The organism is Desulfurobacterium atlanticum, assembly GCF_900188395.1.
Taxonomy (GTDB): Bacteria; Aquificota; Aquificia; order Desulfurobacteriales; family Desulfurobacteriaceae; genus Desulfurobacterium_A; species Desulfurobacterium_A atlanticum.
Map to the genome: position 1 here is coordinate 60706 of NZ_FZOB01000007.1, position 14163 is coordinate 74868.

General features: G+C 37.7%; 15 protein-coding genes. 7 read left to right on the plus strand and 8 right to left on the minus strand.

All coding sequences use genetic code 11. The features are described from left to right. Positions 1–50: 50 nt before the first annotated feature. The 4 genes from CHB58_RS05930 to CHB58_RS05945 are packed head-to-tail and all read left to right on the plus strand — an operon-like array spanning position 51 to position 4096. A complete protein-coding gene (locus CHB58_RS05930; protein ID WP_089323190.1) occupies positions 51–704 on the plus strand; it encodes a phosphoribosyltransferase in 654 nt (217 codons plus the stop codon). Further along, on the plus strand, positions 704–1987 hold the full coding sequence (locus CHB58_RS05935; protein ID WP_219350088.1) for a replication-associated recombination protein A: 1284 nt from the start codon (positions 704–706) through the stop codon (positions 1985–1987). Before CHB58_RS05930 ends, CHB58_RS05935 begins: the two co-directional genes overlap by 1 nt. Continuing rightward, complete coding sequence (locus CHB58_RS05940; protein WP_089323192.1) at positions 1971–2810, plus strand: shikimate dehydrogenase; 840 nt, start codon at positions 1971–1973, stop codon at positions 2808–2810. Before CHB58_RS05935 ends, CHB58_RS05940 begins: the two co-directional genes overlap by 17 nt. Next, entirely contained in the window at positions 2807–4096 is a 1290-nt protein-coding gene (locus CHB58_RS05945; protein WP_089323193.1) for an MgtC/SapB family protein, read from the plus strand. The genes CHB58_RS05940 and CHB58_RS05945 overlap by 4 nt, the downstream gene beginning before the upstream one ends. Here CHB58_RS05945 and panD read toward each other — a convergent pair. The 3 genes from panD to CHB58_RS05960 all read right to left on the minus strand — a co-directional run bounded on the left by panD (position 4093) and on the right by CHB58_RS05960 (position 5613). Then, positions 4093–4473, minus strand: coding sequence for an aspartate 1-decarboxylase (gene panD, locus CHB58_RS05950; protein ID WP_089323194.1), 381 nt, complete (start codon positions 4471–4473; stop codon positions 4093–4095). The genes CHB58_RS05945 and panD overlap by 4 nt on opposite strands. A gap of 97 nt (positions 4474–4570) precedes the next feature. Beyond that, a complete protein-coding gene (locus tag CHB58_RS05955; protein ID WP_089323195.1) occupies positions 4571–5113 on the minus strand; it encodes a hypothetical protein in 543 nt (180 codons plus the stop codon). Beyond that, positions 5113–5613: a hypothetical protein gene (locus CHB58_RS05960; RefSeq protein WP_089323196.1), complete on the minus strand. Its 501-nt coding sequence runs from the start codon at positions 5611–5613 to the stop codon at positions 5113–5115. Before CHB58_RS05960 ends, CHB58_RS05955 begins: the two co-directional genes overlap by 1 nt. A 168-nt stretch (positions 5614–5781) precedes the next feature. On the opposite strand from CHB58_RS05960, the gene CHB58_RS05965 reads away from it, so the two are divergent. The 3 genes from CHB58_RS05965 to CHB58_RS05975 all read left to right on the plus strand — a co-directional run bounded on the left by CHB58_RS05965 (position 5782) and on the right by CHB58_RS05975 (position 10261). Further along, a complete protein-coding gene (locus CHB58_RS05965; RefSeq protein ID WP_089323197.1) occupies positions 5782–7716 on the plus strand; it encodes a DUF505 domain-containing protein in 1935 nt (644 codons plus the stop codon). A gap of 21 nt (positions 7717–7737) precedes the next feature. Continuing rightward, entirely contained in the window at positions 7738–8811 is a 1074-nt protein-coding gene (locus CHB58_RS05970) for a hypothetical protein (protein WP_089323198.1), read from the plus strand. A gap of 259 nt (positions 8812–9070) precedes the next feature. Beyond that, a complete protein-coding gene (locus tag CHB58_RS05975; protein WP_089323199.1) occupies positions 9071–10261 on the plus strand; it encodes a M20 metallopeptidase family protein in 1191 nt (396 codons plus the stop codon). On the opposite strand, the gene CHB58_RS05980 is transcribed toward CHB58_RS05975, so the two are convergent. The 5 genes from CHB58_RS05980 to CHB58_RS06000 are packed head-to-tail and all read right to left on the minus strand — an operon-like array spanning position 10236 to position 14103. After that, on the minus strand, positions 10236–10694 hold the full coding sequence (locus CHB58_RS05980) for a methylated-DNA--[protein]-cysteine S-methyltransferase (protein ID WP_089323200.1): 459 nt from the start codon (positions 10692–10694) through the stop codon (positions 10236–10238). The genes CHB58_RS05975 and CHB58_RS05980 overlap by 26 nt on opposite strands. Then, entirely contained in the window at positions 10695–11366 is a 672-nt protein-coding gene (locus CHB58_RS05985; RefSeq protein WP_219350089.1) for a uracil-DNA glycosylase, read from the minus strand. After that, complete coding sequence (dapF, locus tag CHB58_RS05990) at positions 11359–12183, minus strand: diaminopimelate epimerase (RefSeq protein ID WP_089323202.1); 825 nt, start codon at positions 12181–12183, stop codon at positions 11359–11361. The genes CHB58_RS05985 and dapF overlap by 8 nt, the downstream gene beginning before the upstream one ends. Beyond that, complete coding sequence (locus CHB58_RS05995; protein WP_089323203.1) at positions 12176–12673, minus strand: DUF2062 domain-containing protein; 498 nt, start codon at positions 12671–12673, stop codon at positions 12176–12178. The genes dapF and CHB58_RS05995 overlap by 8 nt, the downstream gene beginning before the upstream one ends. A 23-nt stretch (positions 12674–12696) precedes the next feature. Beyond that, a complete protein-coding gene (locus tag CHB58_RS06000; protein ID WP_089323204.1) occupies positions 12697–14103 on the minus strand; it encodes a peptidase associated/transthyretin-like domain-containing protein in 1407 nt (468 codons plus the stop codon). Positions 14104–14163 lie beyond the last annotated feature (60 nt).

A 14163-nucleotide genomic window follows, 5' to 3' on the forward strand; every position in this document is an offset into this window, starting at 1 on the left:
CTATTGTGAAATTTATTTGATTTCAGCAGGAAATATTTGAGAGGGAAATTATGGTCTTTACAGACAGAAAAGAAGCAGGAAAGCTTCTTGCAGAAGCCATTATAAATAAATATGATGGAACTCTTGTTTCACCGGTTGTTGTTGCTATCCCGCGAGGGGGAGTTGTTGTGGCAGAACCTGTGGCTGAAGCTTTAAATGCACCTTTAACCCTTATCTTCCCGCGAAAAATAGGAGCTCCTTTCAATGAAGAGTATGCGATAGGTGCTGTAACAGAAAGCGGCTTTGTTCTCTTGAATCCTGATATTACAGATGATGTAGCGGCGCGGCTTGGAATCACCAGAGAATATATTGAGAAAAAAGCCTTTGAAGAGATGGAGGAGATAAAAAGGAGAAAGGAAAAATTCAGGGTAAGTGATATTAATATGAAGGATAGAGATGTGATTCTTGTTGATGACGGAATAGCCACAGGGCTTACAGTTAAAGCAGCTATTATGGAACTAAAAAACAAAAAACCGAGAAGGATTATACTGGCAATTCCTGTCATGCCGGCTGAAAAGGTTGACGAGTTCAGGTCTATTGTTGATGATCTTATAGTTTTATATCCTGCTCCGTTTTTCAGGGCTGTGGGGCAGTTTTACAGTCAGTTTCCACAAACAGATGATAGTGAAGTTATAGAAATTCTTGAGAAGTTTAAAGGAAAATGATGGAAACTCTCTTTTCAAAAGGAAAACGTCCACTTCCTTACAGACTTCAGCCTGAAACACTTGATGAGTTCATAGGTCAGTCCCACATTCTCGGTAAAGGTAAACCTTTAAGAAATTTGATAGAGAAAGACGCTGTTAAGTCTTCAGTATTCTGGGGGGAACCGGGAACGGGAAAAACAACTCTTGCAAGACTTATTGCAAAACTGTCCAGGGCAGAGTTTATAGAAATTAACGCTGTAACTTCAAACATAAAAGAGATAAAAGAAGCTCTAAAAAGAGGAAAAGCAAACTTTGAATTAGGAAAGAAAACTATACTTTTTATTGATGAGATTCACCGTTTCAATAAAATTCAGCAGGATGCCCTATTGCCAGACATTGAAGCTGGAAACGTTATTCTGGTAGGGGCATCAACGGAAAATCCCTACTTTTCCCTTGTTCCGGCTCTTCGCTCTCGTGTAAAGCTTTATAAGTTTAATCCTCTGTCTGTTAAAGAGATAAAAAAGCTTCTCAGATGGGCTTTGACAGATAGAAGAGGGTTAAGAGATAAAAAACTTAAAATTTCCGAAGAAAATCTTGAGCTTATTGCACGGCTGAGCGGTGGAGATGGAAGGAAAGCTCTTAATTTTCTTGAGGAGATAGCATCCCTTGTGCCGGTTGGAGCAGAAATTACCAGGGAGATAATTGAAGAGGTAGCATACGGAGAAACTACCGGATACGGCAAAGGGGATTACCATTACGATATTATTTCCGCTTTTATAAAATCTGTCAGGGGTAGTGATGTTGATGCTGCCCTTTACTATCTTGCAAGGATGTTAAAGGGCGGTGAAGACCCTATGTTTATAGCAAGAAGGCTTGTTATCCTGGCATCGGAAGATATAGGAAATGCCAATCCAGAAGCCCTTCTCATTTCAAACGCCGCAATGAACATAGTTTCAAAGATAGGAATGCCAGAGGCTGCATTAACACTTGCACAGGCTACAATTTACCTTGCCATGAGTCCAAAATCCAACGCTGTTTACCGTTCTATTGGTAAGGCTCTTGAAGCGGTTGAGTCAGGGGATATTCTGCCAGTTCCTTTACATTTGAAGGATTCCCATTATGAGGGAGCAAAGAAGCTTAATCACGGGAAAGGATATCTTTATCCTCATAATTTTCCTCGCCATTACGTGAAGCAGAAATATCTGTCTGAAGACAGGAAATTTTACACTGATGACGGGATAGGTTTTGAAAAACAGCTTAAAATTTGGCTAAAGGAGATGATGGAAGATGAGAATAACGGGTAAAACTGAAGTTTATGGAATATTTGGCTTTCCTGTTAAACACTCTCTTTCACCGTTAATGCAAACTGCAGCGTTTAGGGCACTTGGCATAGATGCTGTTTATGTACCTTTTGAAGTTTCTCCGGAAAATCTTGATAAAGCGGTAGAAGGCTTGAAGGCTATGAACATTAAGGGAGTAAATGTTACAGTTCCGCTTAAAGAGAGAATTATTCCCTATCTTGATAGTATAGATAAGACTGCTGAGTTTATGGGAGCGGCTAATACGGTAAAGAACATTGATGGAAAACTTTACGGTTACAATACTGACGGAGATGGATTTGTTGATTCTCTTATAGAAGAAGGTATTGAAGTTAGAGACAGAAAAGTTCTTATTATCGGGGCAGGTGGTTCAGCGAAGGCTATCGCTTATGCCCTTTTAAAAAGTGGAGTTAACAGGATTGTAATAGCGAACAGAACAATTGAAAAAGCAGAGAGTCTCGCTGATAAGTTAAAAGGAATTGGTGATGTAAATACAGTTTCTCTTTTAAACATAAATTCTGTTATTGATAAGTTTGACATTCTAATAAATACAACATCTGTTGGAATGGAAGAAGATGACCCATTCCTATTTGATTACAACCATATAAAATCTTATATGGTTGTGGTTGACATTATTTACAAACCTTTTGAAACAAAACTTTTAAAAGTGGCAAAATCAAAAGGTGCAAAAACCATAAACGGTCTTGGAATGCTTATTCATCAGGGAGCAAGGGCTTTTAAAATCTGGACCGGTAAAGAAGCTCCTGTTGAAGTGATGAGAAAAGTGCTTTTAGAAGGATTGAAATGATAGAAATGCTTAAAAGCTTTGTTTCTACCCCTTTGATGGAGCAGTTTCAGGTTTACTTTATGTCTGTACTTTTTGGTGGTTTGATAGGAATAGAGAGAGAATATAAAAAGCAGAGAGAAGGAACTCCGGCTTTCGGGGGAATAAGAACTTTTATTCTGCTTTCTCTTATAGGAACTGTTTCTGCTGATATTTCAAGTAGAGGTTATTCTTTTCTGCTTCCTGTATCTTTTCTTACGGTAGCTTCATTTATTCTCTGGGCTCAAAAACATGAACAGGAATCGGGATTAACGTCGGAGTTTGCCGCCCTTTTAACCTATCTTGTAGGTATTCTTTCTTTTTTTAGAGAATTTCAGCTTTCAGCGGTTATCTCAATAGCTGTGTTTTCTGTTTTAACCTTTAAAAAGCAGATGCATGATTTTGTTAAACATATAACCCTTGAAGATTTTGTTGCGTTTTTAAAGTTTGCCGTTGTTTCTATTATCATCTATCCACTTTTTCCTGATAAACCCTTATTTGGAGTTAATCTTAAAGATGTTTGGGCTATGGTAGTTGTTATATCTTCTATAGATTTTGTTGGGTATATACTTACAAAGTTTGTGGGAAGCAAAAAAGGTTCTGTTATTACAGGCTTAATAGGAGGTCTTGTTTCAAGTACAGCTGTTGCTGTAACTCTTTCCAAATATGCTAAAAGAACTCCTTTATTTATTAAAGAGTATGCTGCAGGTATTGTGGGAGCTTCTGCAATAATGTTTTTAAGAATACTTATTCTTATCTTTATAGTAAGCCCTGTGCTTTTAAAGTATTTTATTCTTCCATGTCTGATGGCTACCACTTTGGGGTTTGTCTTTGTGTTTAAAAATGCGAAACTCAAAACGAAGCAGGGAGAGAAAATAGAAGTTCATAATCCTTATGAGCTTTCAAATGCCCTGAAATTTGGATTTCTTTTTGGAGTTATCCTTTTTATTACGAAATTTGCTGTTAAATACGCTGGAGCATGGGGTCTTTTTGCGGTTTCTGCTATTTCTGGTCTTTCAGATGTGGATGCCATAACTTTATCCCTTGCAAAACTTTCTGCTTCAAACGAAATAGGGGTTTTTGTAGCGGTAATTGGTATATTTTTAGCTGCTACGGTAAATACACTGTTTAAATGGTTTTTAACCCTGTTTGCAGGTGATAGATCTGTTTTTAAAGAAACCTCAACAGGGTTTATTCTGCTAATTTTAGGGGAGTTAACAGGAATAGTTTTAATTCTTTTTGGATTTCTACATGAAGGCATGAAAATTTAGACCATTAACCCACCTGAACTTGAAGATACTTTTACAGGTTTGTTTTCTTCATCTACAAGAACCACTGTTGGTTCAAAGTTTTCTATTTCATTCTCTTCAAGCTCACAGTAAGAGACTATTATCACTTTATCACCTACCTGGGCTTTTCTTGCAGCAGCACCGTTTAGACAAATTACTCCACTTCCTGGCTCTCCTGGAATTACGTAGGTTGAAAATCTTTCACCGTTTGTAATGTTGTATATATCAACCTTCTCATACGGAAGAATATCAGCTATTTTCATAAGAGATTCATCTATTGTTATGCTGCCTTCATAGTGAAGGTCTGCCTGCGTTACCGTGGCTCTGTGTATTTTTGATTTAAACATGAATCTTCTCATCAGTTTCTCCTGATATGCTTTAAAGTTCTGACGAGAATAAATATATGTAAATTCAGTGTAAATTTGCAAATGGAGGAGGAAGATCCTCCTCCAAATTTTATTTCATCTCTTCAGCTACTTTTTTTACGATTTGGGCTATGTAGTATCCAGCTAAAAGTTCAAGTCCCCACACAAGAAGGGTTGGTATCGCAGCTCCAAATGTTAAAGCTTTTACAACAAGAGCTATCGGTGCTGCCACTATTATGTTCATTTCAAAAATCAGGGTAAGTGTCAGCAGAAGGAAAAATCCCATGTAATAGGTGTATTTGAACGGTTCAAGGGAGTTGTACCAGATGGTAAGAAGAGAAGCGATGCTTAGCTCTTTTATTTTCTCAACAGGTTCTTTCACTTTGTTTATAAGGTTCTCTTTACTGATTTCCTCTCCTTTGAGGAATTGTGAGGCCATATTTGCAACACTACCGTAGCCGAATATCAGTCTGTTTGCAAACAACCAGAATCCTATAAGTCCTATTGTGAATGCGGCAGTTTCAGGGTTTGATGCTGCAATCATTATCAGCGCGGCAAATCCAAATGCAGCAGCGGCAACGGCTATTCCGAAAAGTATCATGAATAACCACCATAAAATCCTTTCTTTATTCATTATTTACCTTCCTCCTTTTTTAATTTTTGTGAGAAGTTTGGTTTTGGTGTCTTTTCTCCCATCGTGAATGGATGAATTATTGTGTAAAGGTCTCTGGTAACAGGTGTTACGTAGGTAAATGTTGCAAGAACAGCATCTCCAATTTCAAGTTTTTCGGTGCCGGGTTTAAGCTTTAAAACAACTTTTGTTACAGCACCTGGTGCAAGAACTACTTTTACAGGAATGTTTGATAGAACATATCCTTTTTCTTTAGAGTTTTTGCCGGGTGTGAAGATGAAAGATTCCTCCACAATTGTAAGGGGCATCCCTCCCGGGTTTAGCATCTCATAGGTTAGTTCATGTTTTTCCTTGTTGTAGGTTACATTTGTAACTATAGGGGATGCCGGGATGGAAGCTACTACCTTGGCAACACTAACTCCTGTGAAAAATGTTCCTATACTCCATCCAAGGATAAGCCCTATGGTGGTTAGTAGTGCTAATAGAGTCGCTGGCTTTCTCATTTCCTCCTCCTTTGTGTTATGTTTTCTAACGTGATCTAATTTAATAATCTAAAATATCGTTGTCAATGTAATTTTTATTAATATTTTAGTTGACTTCAAACAATATTTGATATATCTTACAATATGGAATAATAAAAATGATAAAAATTTCAGAATCCGGAGGTGGATATGGTAATCAGAAAAGAACATGCTCTTGCCCTTATGAGATTGAAAGAGATGGAAGAAGGCAAGTTTTATACTGTGCCTGAAGGTGAAGAAGCTCCTTTTATAGAGCTTGAAATGGCAAATCTTGCAAGGATGGGTAATCCTTTTGAGTATGTTTTAACCTATTGGGGAGAAGTCCTTGTAAATACTCTTTCTGAAATGGTAGAAAAAGGTCTAATAGCTCATCCTGAAAAGTGGGATGATGAGTTTAGATGGATCGGAACAGAAGTTATTGCAATGATAGATGCTTCTATAAAAAATGGAGATATCTGTGGTGGTCTCATAGAAAAGGAACTTTCAAAAAGAGGATTTGTTGAAGAGAAGAAGATTGAGAAAAAGGGAACTTTTAAAGTTGTAAATGATTTCGGAAAAGCTATTATGGACATATTTAACAATGCAACTCCACGCCTTATAGTGAGTAGGGAATTGAAGGAATTTATTAAAAACGCTCCAACCGGTCCGGCGGAAAGTTCCTTTATAAAAGGAGAAAGTAGATTCCCTCTTATTCTTGAATCTATGAGATTGATAGCTTTTTCTGTACCGACTTCTGATGTTTATACATTCACGGCATTGGGAGAGAAGGTTAAACAGGCGTGTGAGCTTATACCCCCTGTAAGGGATGTGATTATTTCTGAGGACATTATGGATACGCTGGCAGAGTGTTTTGATGAGGGTATAGACGCTGTTGATGAAGAAGGAAAAGAGCTTCTCTGGGAACTTGCACTTGTTGATGATAAAGGAGAGCTTTTACCTGCGGGAGAAGCTTTGCTTGAAGTTTATAGAGTGTGGAGGGATAGAGAGTCTCTTCCTGTGAAAACGGTGGATGTGGAAGCAATAGATGCAGAGCTTTTAAAAGGAATAGAGGAAGTGTGGGAGAAAAATAAGGAGAATCCGGAAGTTGTTCCAACTGTGGAAGAGCTCGTTCACTATCTTTTCTATAAGCCTTTAAAAGAGTACAAACATGTACTTGAACATTACGGTAGAAGGCTGTATCAGGATTTAGGTTATCAAAAGAAAGAAGAAATTAAGAAAAAGTTTGAAGAGGTTAAAACGGCAGAAGAGCTGTTTAAAAGCTTTTATGAAAAGGGTAATCAGTGGTATGAGAAACTCTTTGATATTGTTCAGGAGAGTCTTTATACCCTGGAATCTTTCGGAATTATTAAGTCGTCAGACCACAATGGTAAAAAAGTTCACAGGTTAACAGAGTGGGGAGAAAAGATTCTTCAAGATATGAAGAGGAGAGGTTTCAGAAGAATCTCATCTACTGCTGTTAAGTCTATAACCATTAAACACAGGGTTTTTGGTGCGCCGAATGTTGATTGGTATGAAGAAGCAGTGAATGCTCAGCTTGTTGGTGGTGGAGAGCCAACAGAAGCCGGAAAGCTTTATGAAGAAGTTGCTTATAAAGCTAAAAGACTTCCTCACATTACACGATTTGAACTTCAGGTGCTTCATAAGATACCGGAAAGAGGTTACTTTATTGATAATCTTTACGAAGAGTTTGATGAAACCTGGCATGAGGAGATAGAGTTTGCGATTAATAAACTTGAAGCAAGAGGTTATATAGATATTCTTCCAAATAGAGCAATTGTTTTAACAGAGGTTGGAAGTTTGATTAAGAGAGCACTTGCAGGGACGCCTGAAGGCTTTGGTAATCCAATAACACCTCTTGGTGTCAGGGTGCTTGATGCTTTGAGGAAGGTAGGAACTCTTTATGTGAAAGAGCAGAAGATAAGAGTCCTTCCTAAAAATCTTAAAGAGGCGATTAAGCTTTCGGGACTTGATGAGGAAACCTTTGGAAAAGAACTTCTTATTTTGAAAAATGCTAAACTTGTTGGTAAAAACAGCATAAACGAAGCAGGTCTTCTTGTTCTTGAAGCTCTTGATAAACTTAACTAAACCTTATTTGGGGAGGGAAAAATGGGAAGAATCTACGGAAAGGTTGAAACACCAGAGGATATAAAAAGAATCAACTGTATCATCAGAGACGAAATGCTTGAGGTAAGCTCTGTTGAAGAGCTTACCGATTTAAAAAAACGTTCTGATTATCTTTGCACGCTGACCTATTCTCCTTTCTGGCTTAAAAAGTTTGGACCTATGATTGAAAAACTCAGGGAGGTTGCTCTTGAGGAAAACAGGGTAACTGTTCGTCTTGCAAATTACGTTTCTGCATACAACAACTGGGGAAAAAGTTACGATCCGTGGGGCAGGGATGAAAAGACAATAGAGGAGAGACTGAAAGAGATTCCACAGGAGATTATAAAAGAGATTCAGGAAACAGTAGTTGATTTAAAACTTTCTCCGGAGATTCTTGAAGAACTTCGTAGAGATTTTTGCTGCATAAGAAAAGGTATGATACTTGCTGATTCTTCCGAGCTTCTGACAAAGTTGAAAAAGCAGGCTGATATAATTGTAGCGATTACCCACCTTAAAGATTTTAGAGAAAGGTTTGAAGAAATTCTTGATAAGATTGATGAGATTGTTAAAGTGGAGGAGGAAAGAACCGTTAAGCTTGCTAACATAATTTCTGAAGTTAACGGATGGAAAGTGATTTATGAAGTCTGGGATGAGAGTGATATAAGAGAGGATGAAACGCTTGAGCAGTATGTTGAAAGGCTTCTTGAAGAGGAGGAGAAAGCTCAGAAGTACATACCAACAGAGGCAAAATATAAAGAAGGAAAGGTTCTCTGGCTTGTTTATAAACATCCAAAGAGAAACAGAGAATACGCAAAGAGAATTTATATTCCCGGAACAGCACGTAACATTAAAATGGAAGGTCCTGGAGTGTTTAAAAACAGGTTTGGCAGGGAAGTTTATGGAGTTAAAATCGTTTATGAGGCAAATATACGGCCTACAGTTATTCATATAGGAGATAGAACCATTCATCTGCCTGAGAGATGGGTTAAAAGAGAAAAAGTTGTTCCCCTTCCGGAAGGGGCTTCCAACATAAGGCTTCTTGAAGAAAGGCCACCGGTTGCTTATCCTGTTGCTTAGCTTCAGTGTGTAGTTTAGTTTTAGCCCCGACACTGTCGGGGCGTTTTTATTTTATAATGACCTATATTTTGTAGGTGCAATTTTGTCTTGTGAGGTATGAGGCTGTTTGAAAAATGGCTATGAACTTTAAGAGATCCTTCGGGCTTTGCCCTCAGGATGACTTTCTTCGTCATTCTGAGGCTGCTTTGCAGCCGAAGAATCTCAATACCTTTTAGAAACAAATGAGAATTTTCAAACACTCTCTGTGAGGTATTGGGTTATGAATTTTATAGGAGAAGCAAAAAAGATAAAAGATTTTATAGTTAACTACAGAAGAATTGTCCATCAATATCCTGAGATTTCCGGCAGGGAGTTTAGAACTTCAGAGTTTGTAGCAGAAACGCTAAAAGAGATAGGAGTTGATGAAGTTTATGAGGGTTTTGGAAGAACAATAGGTGTGGTGGGAATTATAAAGGGAAAGGGAGATAAAACTGTTGCCCTTCGTGCTGATATGGATGCTCTTCCGGTAAAGGAGGAAACGGGAAAATCTTACGCTTCTAAAGTTGAAGGGGTAATGCACGCTTGCGGTCACGATGCTCATGTGGCGATGGTTTTAGGTGCTGCTAAACTTCTTGTGAATATTAAAAATCAACTTAAAGGTAATGTAAAACTTATATTTCAGCCGTGTGAGGAGAGACAGGACTGCCGCGGTGCTAAAAGGTTGATAGATGCGGGAGTTTTAAAGAATCCGGATGTAAATGTGATTTTTGGTATTCATGTAAATCCTGAGCTTGAAACAGGTAAAGTTGCAACATGTACAGGTCCTGTTCTTGCATCTTCTGATGTGTTTTCAGTAAAAATTTTTGGAAAAGGAACCCACGCTTCAAAACCTCATAAGGGAATAGATACCGTTTTAATTGCTTCTCAGGTTGTTAATACACTTCACCATATTGTAAGCCGCAGGGTTGATCCTCTTGACCCGGTTGTTCTTACAATAGGGACGATTAAAGGTGGAGAAGCGGAAAACATAATTCCTGAAGTTGTTGAACTTAAAGGGACAGTTAGAACGTTAAATGAAAAGATAAGGAAAGAAATACCTATCTGGATTGAAGAGGCTTTAAAAGGGATTACAACTGCCTACGGTGGAAAGTATGAATTTAACTATCAGGAAGGAACTCCGCCGCTTATAAACGATGAAAAAACGGCTCTTTTTACTATTGAAGAGATTGTTAAACTGTTGGGAAGGGAGAATTTTGTGTATCTAAAAAAACCTTCTATGGGCGGAGAAGATTTTGCTGAGTATCTTAAATTTGTTCCCGGGGTTTACCTTCGTCTTGGCACTGGAAATCGTGAAAAGGGAACAACATTTCCGCTCCATAGCCCAAAGTTTGATATTGATGAAGATGCTCTTCCTGTTGGAACAGCCGTTTTATCCTATTTAGCTTTCAGGTGGCTTGAGAAAAATGGTTGAGAAGTGATTTTTCGTGATGCAGGAGAATCTTTTTAAGTTTTACTCCGGCAGAGAAGCCTCCCTTTCCGTCTCTTGCCACCACTCTGTGGCAGGGTATCACAAGAGGGAACGGGTTTCTTTTTAAAGCCTGCCCAACTGCTCTTGGATGAGTGTTGATAAGTTTTGCTACTTCTTTGTAAGTTACTGTTTTTCCCGGTGGAATATTTTTGACAATTTCCAGAACTTTTTGCTGAAAGGGTGTTAATTTAGAAATTTCTATTTCTACTCCTTCAATTTTTCCGCTTGATTCAAAACGTTTAAACCTGCCTATCAGAATTTCCGAACCTGAATCTTTACCTTTTTTAGCAGAAAGCTCCACCTTTTTTACTGTTAAATTTGAATCGTGATAAACAGTTGCGGTTATTCCAAAAGAGAAAACCACTGTTGTTACCATCTAAATCATTCCAGCTTTTCTCAGGCCAAGCTCAAGGTCTTTCTGGAAGTCAGATTCTCCCCTTCTATTTCTTAACAGATATGCGGGGTGGAATGTTGGAATTACTGTAATTCCGTTGATGTTAAACTCTTTTCCTCTTATTTTTGAGATGGCTGTTTTTTCTGGAAGATTGAGTATTGTTCTTGCAGCAAAAGCGCCAAGGCAGATGATAACTTTTGGCTTTATTATCTCTATCTGTTTTTCAAGGTAGGGGTAACATGCTTTTATTTCATCAGGATTAGGGTTACGGTTCTTTGGTGGTCTGCACTTTATGATGTTGGTTATATAAACCCTGTCCCTGTCTATTCCGAAGAGGTTTAAAAACCTTGTGAGAAGCTGGCCTGCCCTTCCAACAAAAGGTCTCCCCTGCAGGTCTTCCTGTTCTCCCGGTGCTTCTCCAACAAACATAAGATTTGCCTTCGGGTTTCCCTCTCCAAATACAACGTTTGTTCGTGTTTGGGCAAGGCGGCATTTTTTACACTTTAAAATCTCTTCTTTAAGTTTTTCAAGTAATTCTTCTGTGTTTCTGTGTAAAGGTTTTTGTTCTTCTATTTCCTCTTTATCCATCTTTATCCTTATCTCCTCATAACCTATTTCATTTAAGAAATGAATTAACTGAGCGATTTTATCCAAGAATTTCCTCCTTGATTGTTCCATCACATATCCATGAAGTGTTTCCTTCAAGATAAACTTCTTTTAGATTTTCGTCAAAATATACTGTCAACTCTTCGCCGGAGCGGGTTAATACTTTTACAGGGGAGGTGGCACCGAAAAGTTTTGAAAAAGCGATAGCTGATGCAACAGAACCTGTGCCACAGGCAAGAGTTTCTCCTTCCACACCCCGTTCATAAGTTCTTACGTAAAGCTTTCCATTTTTATACTCTGCAAAATTTACGTTTGTTCCTTCAGGTTGAAAAAGTTTGTGATATCTAATTTCCTTTCCGATAGAGTTGACATCTACGTTTTCTATATTATCCACAAAAATTACAAAATGGGGCACACCGGTATTAAGAAAAGCACCGGCTATTTCCTTGCTTTCAGTAGGGACTTTCAAATGGAGATTTATGTCGTAGGGTCTTGTAAGAAGAACTTTTACTGTTTTGCAGCTGACGGTTGCCTTTATTATCCCGGCTCCTGTTTCAAACTGCATCTTTTCTGGTGCTATACCTTTCTCATAAGCATACCTTGCTGCGCACCGTGCTCCGTTTCCGCACATGGTGGCTGTAGAACCGTCAGAGTTGAAAAACTGCCACCTGAAATTAACAGTTTCAGAGTTCTCTATTAAAATGAGGCCGTCAGCTCCCACTCCCTTTTTTCTGTTGCATACAGTTTTTACGAACACTTCTATTGGAATATTTTTCTCGCTCAGGAAATTTGAAATCCAATTTTCTCTATTATCTATTATGATGAAATCGTTACCTGTTCCTTCAAGTTTTGAAAATTCAAGCACTCTGAACAGTCTCCTTTTTTCTGTTTTTAAAGGAGACAATGAATTTCTTAAATCCGAAGTAGGAAAGAATTGAGAAAATGATTCCCAGAAAAATACCACCAACAAATGTTGGAACAATAAGGGAAATACCGGTTGAAAGAAGCTTAGAAACAGATATGGTTTTTAAAGATATCGGTGCTACCTTTATACCAATAAACTTCAGGATGGAACATCCCACGTAGTAATCAATTATTAATACTGGAACAGTAGTCCACGGATTTGTAACATGTGTTCCTATTGCGGCAGCTACTTTACTTACTCGTGCTAATGTGGCTATGGTAATGGCTATCAAGACCTGAAATCCATTTACAGGTAGAAATCCTATAAAAACGCCAAGTGCCAATCCTCTGGCTGCTTCTTCAGGTTGCTCTCTGAGTTCAAGCAGCTTTTTAATGTAAAACCTTATTGAAAATAGACTTTTAATTTTATGTTTGTACTTTCTCCAGTTCATTATGTTGTCAATTTTACCAGATTTTAGAAGTAAATGTTACAGGATGAGAAAATTCCCCCGTGGGGTGGATTAATCTCTTCATCTTTGCCAAGGATATTTTGATAAAATCCACCAGCTTCAATTCCAAAGTATTCATTCATTCCAAGCTCAAAAGACAGAAAAGGCCTTACAAAACTGAAACTTGCATCCTCTTTATCGTTAAATCCGTAGTATCCTATAAAAACACCGGTTGAAATAGAGATAACCTTGTTTCCAGCCATCCATAAAAACTCTTTCTCGTTTTTTCTGAAAAGCTTAAGGCCTAATCCTGCCCTGATTTCTGTTCCTGAACGAGAAAAACTGTGTCCGGCAGAAATATTCCAGAAAAGTTTGAAAAGTGGAACATTTTTAAAATTGAAAAACTGGTGGTATTCCAGATAACCTGTGTTAAACGAGGAACTGAAACCAATTTTTACTGAGCGATTAAAAGTTTTCTCAAAGTTCCACAGCTTTATCTCTTTTTTTATTTCTCTTCCCTTTTTTACTTTAACAGTAAAAACTCTTGTTTCGTAATCTCTATATCCTTCAACTTTGATACTGTAATCTCTTTCATGGAGGTCTTCTATGGTGACGGCGTTTCCTTTTCTCTCCCCGTTTACATAGATTGTACCTTCCCCTTTTGTTATAAATATTGTGATTTTTCCGGGAAGTTTTTCATACACTTTGTGCTTTCCTGATGAAAGATTCGTGATTGTGGTGTCAATTAAAAGAGTGCACTCTTTACACGATTTTACTTTTTCTTTTAATTTTTTCAGGTTGTTGATACTCTCTGTTACTTTTTCGTTAAACTGGTCAAAATCCATTCTGTTTTCAGAAACAAGCAGTATATATTCATTTAATTTTAGTTCTGTATCCTTTATTGCTGCTTTTGTAAGGGATATATATTTTTCATTCAGTGTTTCGTAATAAAGATTGATGGGCAATTTAACTCCTGTAAGGGCTCCAACTTTTGATATCTGGAATAGTTGTTCTTTTATCTCCTCTATCTGTTTAAAAGAGCTTGCTGTCTTTATTGATTTAACAAGGTTAAGGTATAGAGTTTTTATGCCGTTTCTGTAATCAGCTTTACTGATAAACGCTATATAATATCCATTACACCTTTTTATTGAGACACCTATAAGTGGAAGCTCTGTAAGTGTCAGAGTTTCTCCGCGGTAACTTTTAGTGTATCCGTTACGGTTTTTTGAAACCTTCTTTACCGATTTTGACTTTATAAAGGTGTAGATGTTCTTAGCAAGATTTTTTCTTGCTTCTTCCTGCGTTTTTCCAAAACTGCAGAAATAGCTCTCTCCAAGGGCTTCACAGGAGCAATTTAGAGTTTGTCCTGCGGAAGGTTTTACTGCTCCAAACAGGATGAGAAGAACAAAAATTATTTTACTTAATTTTTCCATCTACATTCCCCAGGTTGCAGACTTACGAAGGAAATTTTAGCACAGTTTTTATATTTAGGC

Bases quoted from the DNA above. Each gene is read 5' to 3' on its own strand.
- CHB58_RS05930 (WP_089323190.1), top strand. From the start codon at position 51: ATGGTCTTTACAGACAGAAAAGAAGCAGGAAAGCTTCTTGCAGAAGCC.
- CHB58_RS05935 (WP_219350088.1), top strand. From the start codon at position 704: ATGGAAACTCTCTTTTCAAAAGGAAAACGTCCACTTCCTTACAGACTT.
- CHB58_RS05940 (WP_089323192.1), top strand. From the start codon at position 1,971: ATGAGAATAACGGGTAAAACTGAAGTTTATGGAATATTTGGCTTTCCT.
- CHB58_RS05945 (WP_089323193.1), top strand. From the start codon at position 2,807: ATGATAGAAATGCTTAAAAGCTTTGTTTCTACCCCTTTGATGGAGCAG.
- panD (WP_089323194.1), bottom strand. From the start codon at position 4,473: ATGAGAAGATTCATGTTTAAATCAAAAATACACAGAGCCACGGTAACG.
- CHB58_RS05955 (WP_089323195.1), bottom strand. From the start codon at position 5,113: ATGAATAAAGAAAGGATTTTATGGTGGTTATTCATGATACTTTTCGGA.
- CHB58_RS05960 (WP_089323196.1), bottom strand. From the start codon at position 5,613: ATGAGAAAGCCAGCGACTCTATTAGCACTACTAACCACCATAGGGCTT.
- CHB58_RS05965 (WP_089323197.1), top strand. From the start codon at position 5,782: ATGGTAATCAGAAAAGAACATGCTCTTGCCCTTATGAGATTGAAAGAG.
- CHB58_RS05970 (WP_089323198.1), top strand. From the start codon at position 7,738: ATGGGAAGAATCTACGGAAAGGTTGAAACACCAGAGGATATAAAAAGA.
- CHB58_RS05975 (WP_089323199.1), top strand. From the start codon at position 9,071: ATGAATTTTATAGGAGAAGCAAAAAAGATAAAAGATTTTATAGTTAAC.
- CHB58_RS05980 (WP_089323200.1), bottom strand. From the start codon at position 10,694: ATGGTAACAACAGTGGTTTTCTCTTTTGGAATAACCGCAACTGTTTAT.
- CHB58_RS05995 (WP_089323203.1), bottom strand. From the start codon at position 12,673: ATGAACTGGAGAAAGTACAAACATAAAATTAAAAGTCTATTTTCAATA.
- CHB58_RS06000 (WP_089323204.1), bottom strand. From the start codon at position 14,103: ATGGAAAAATTAAGTAAAATAATTTTTGTTCTTCTCATCCTGTTTGGA.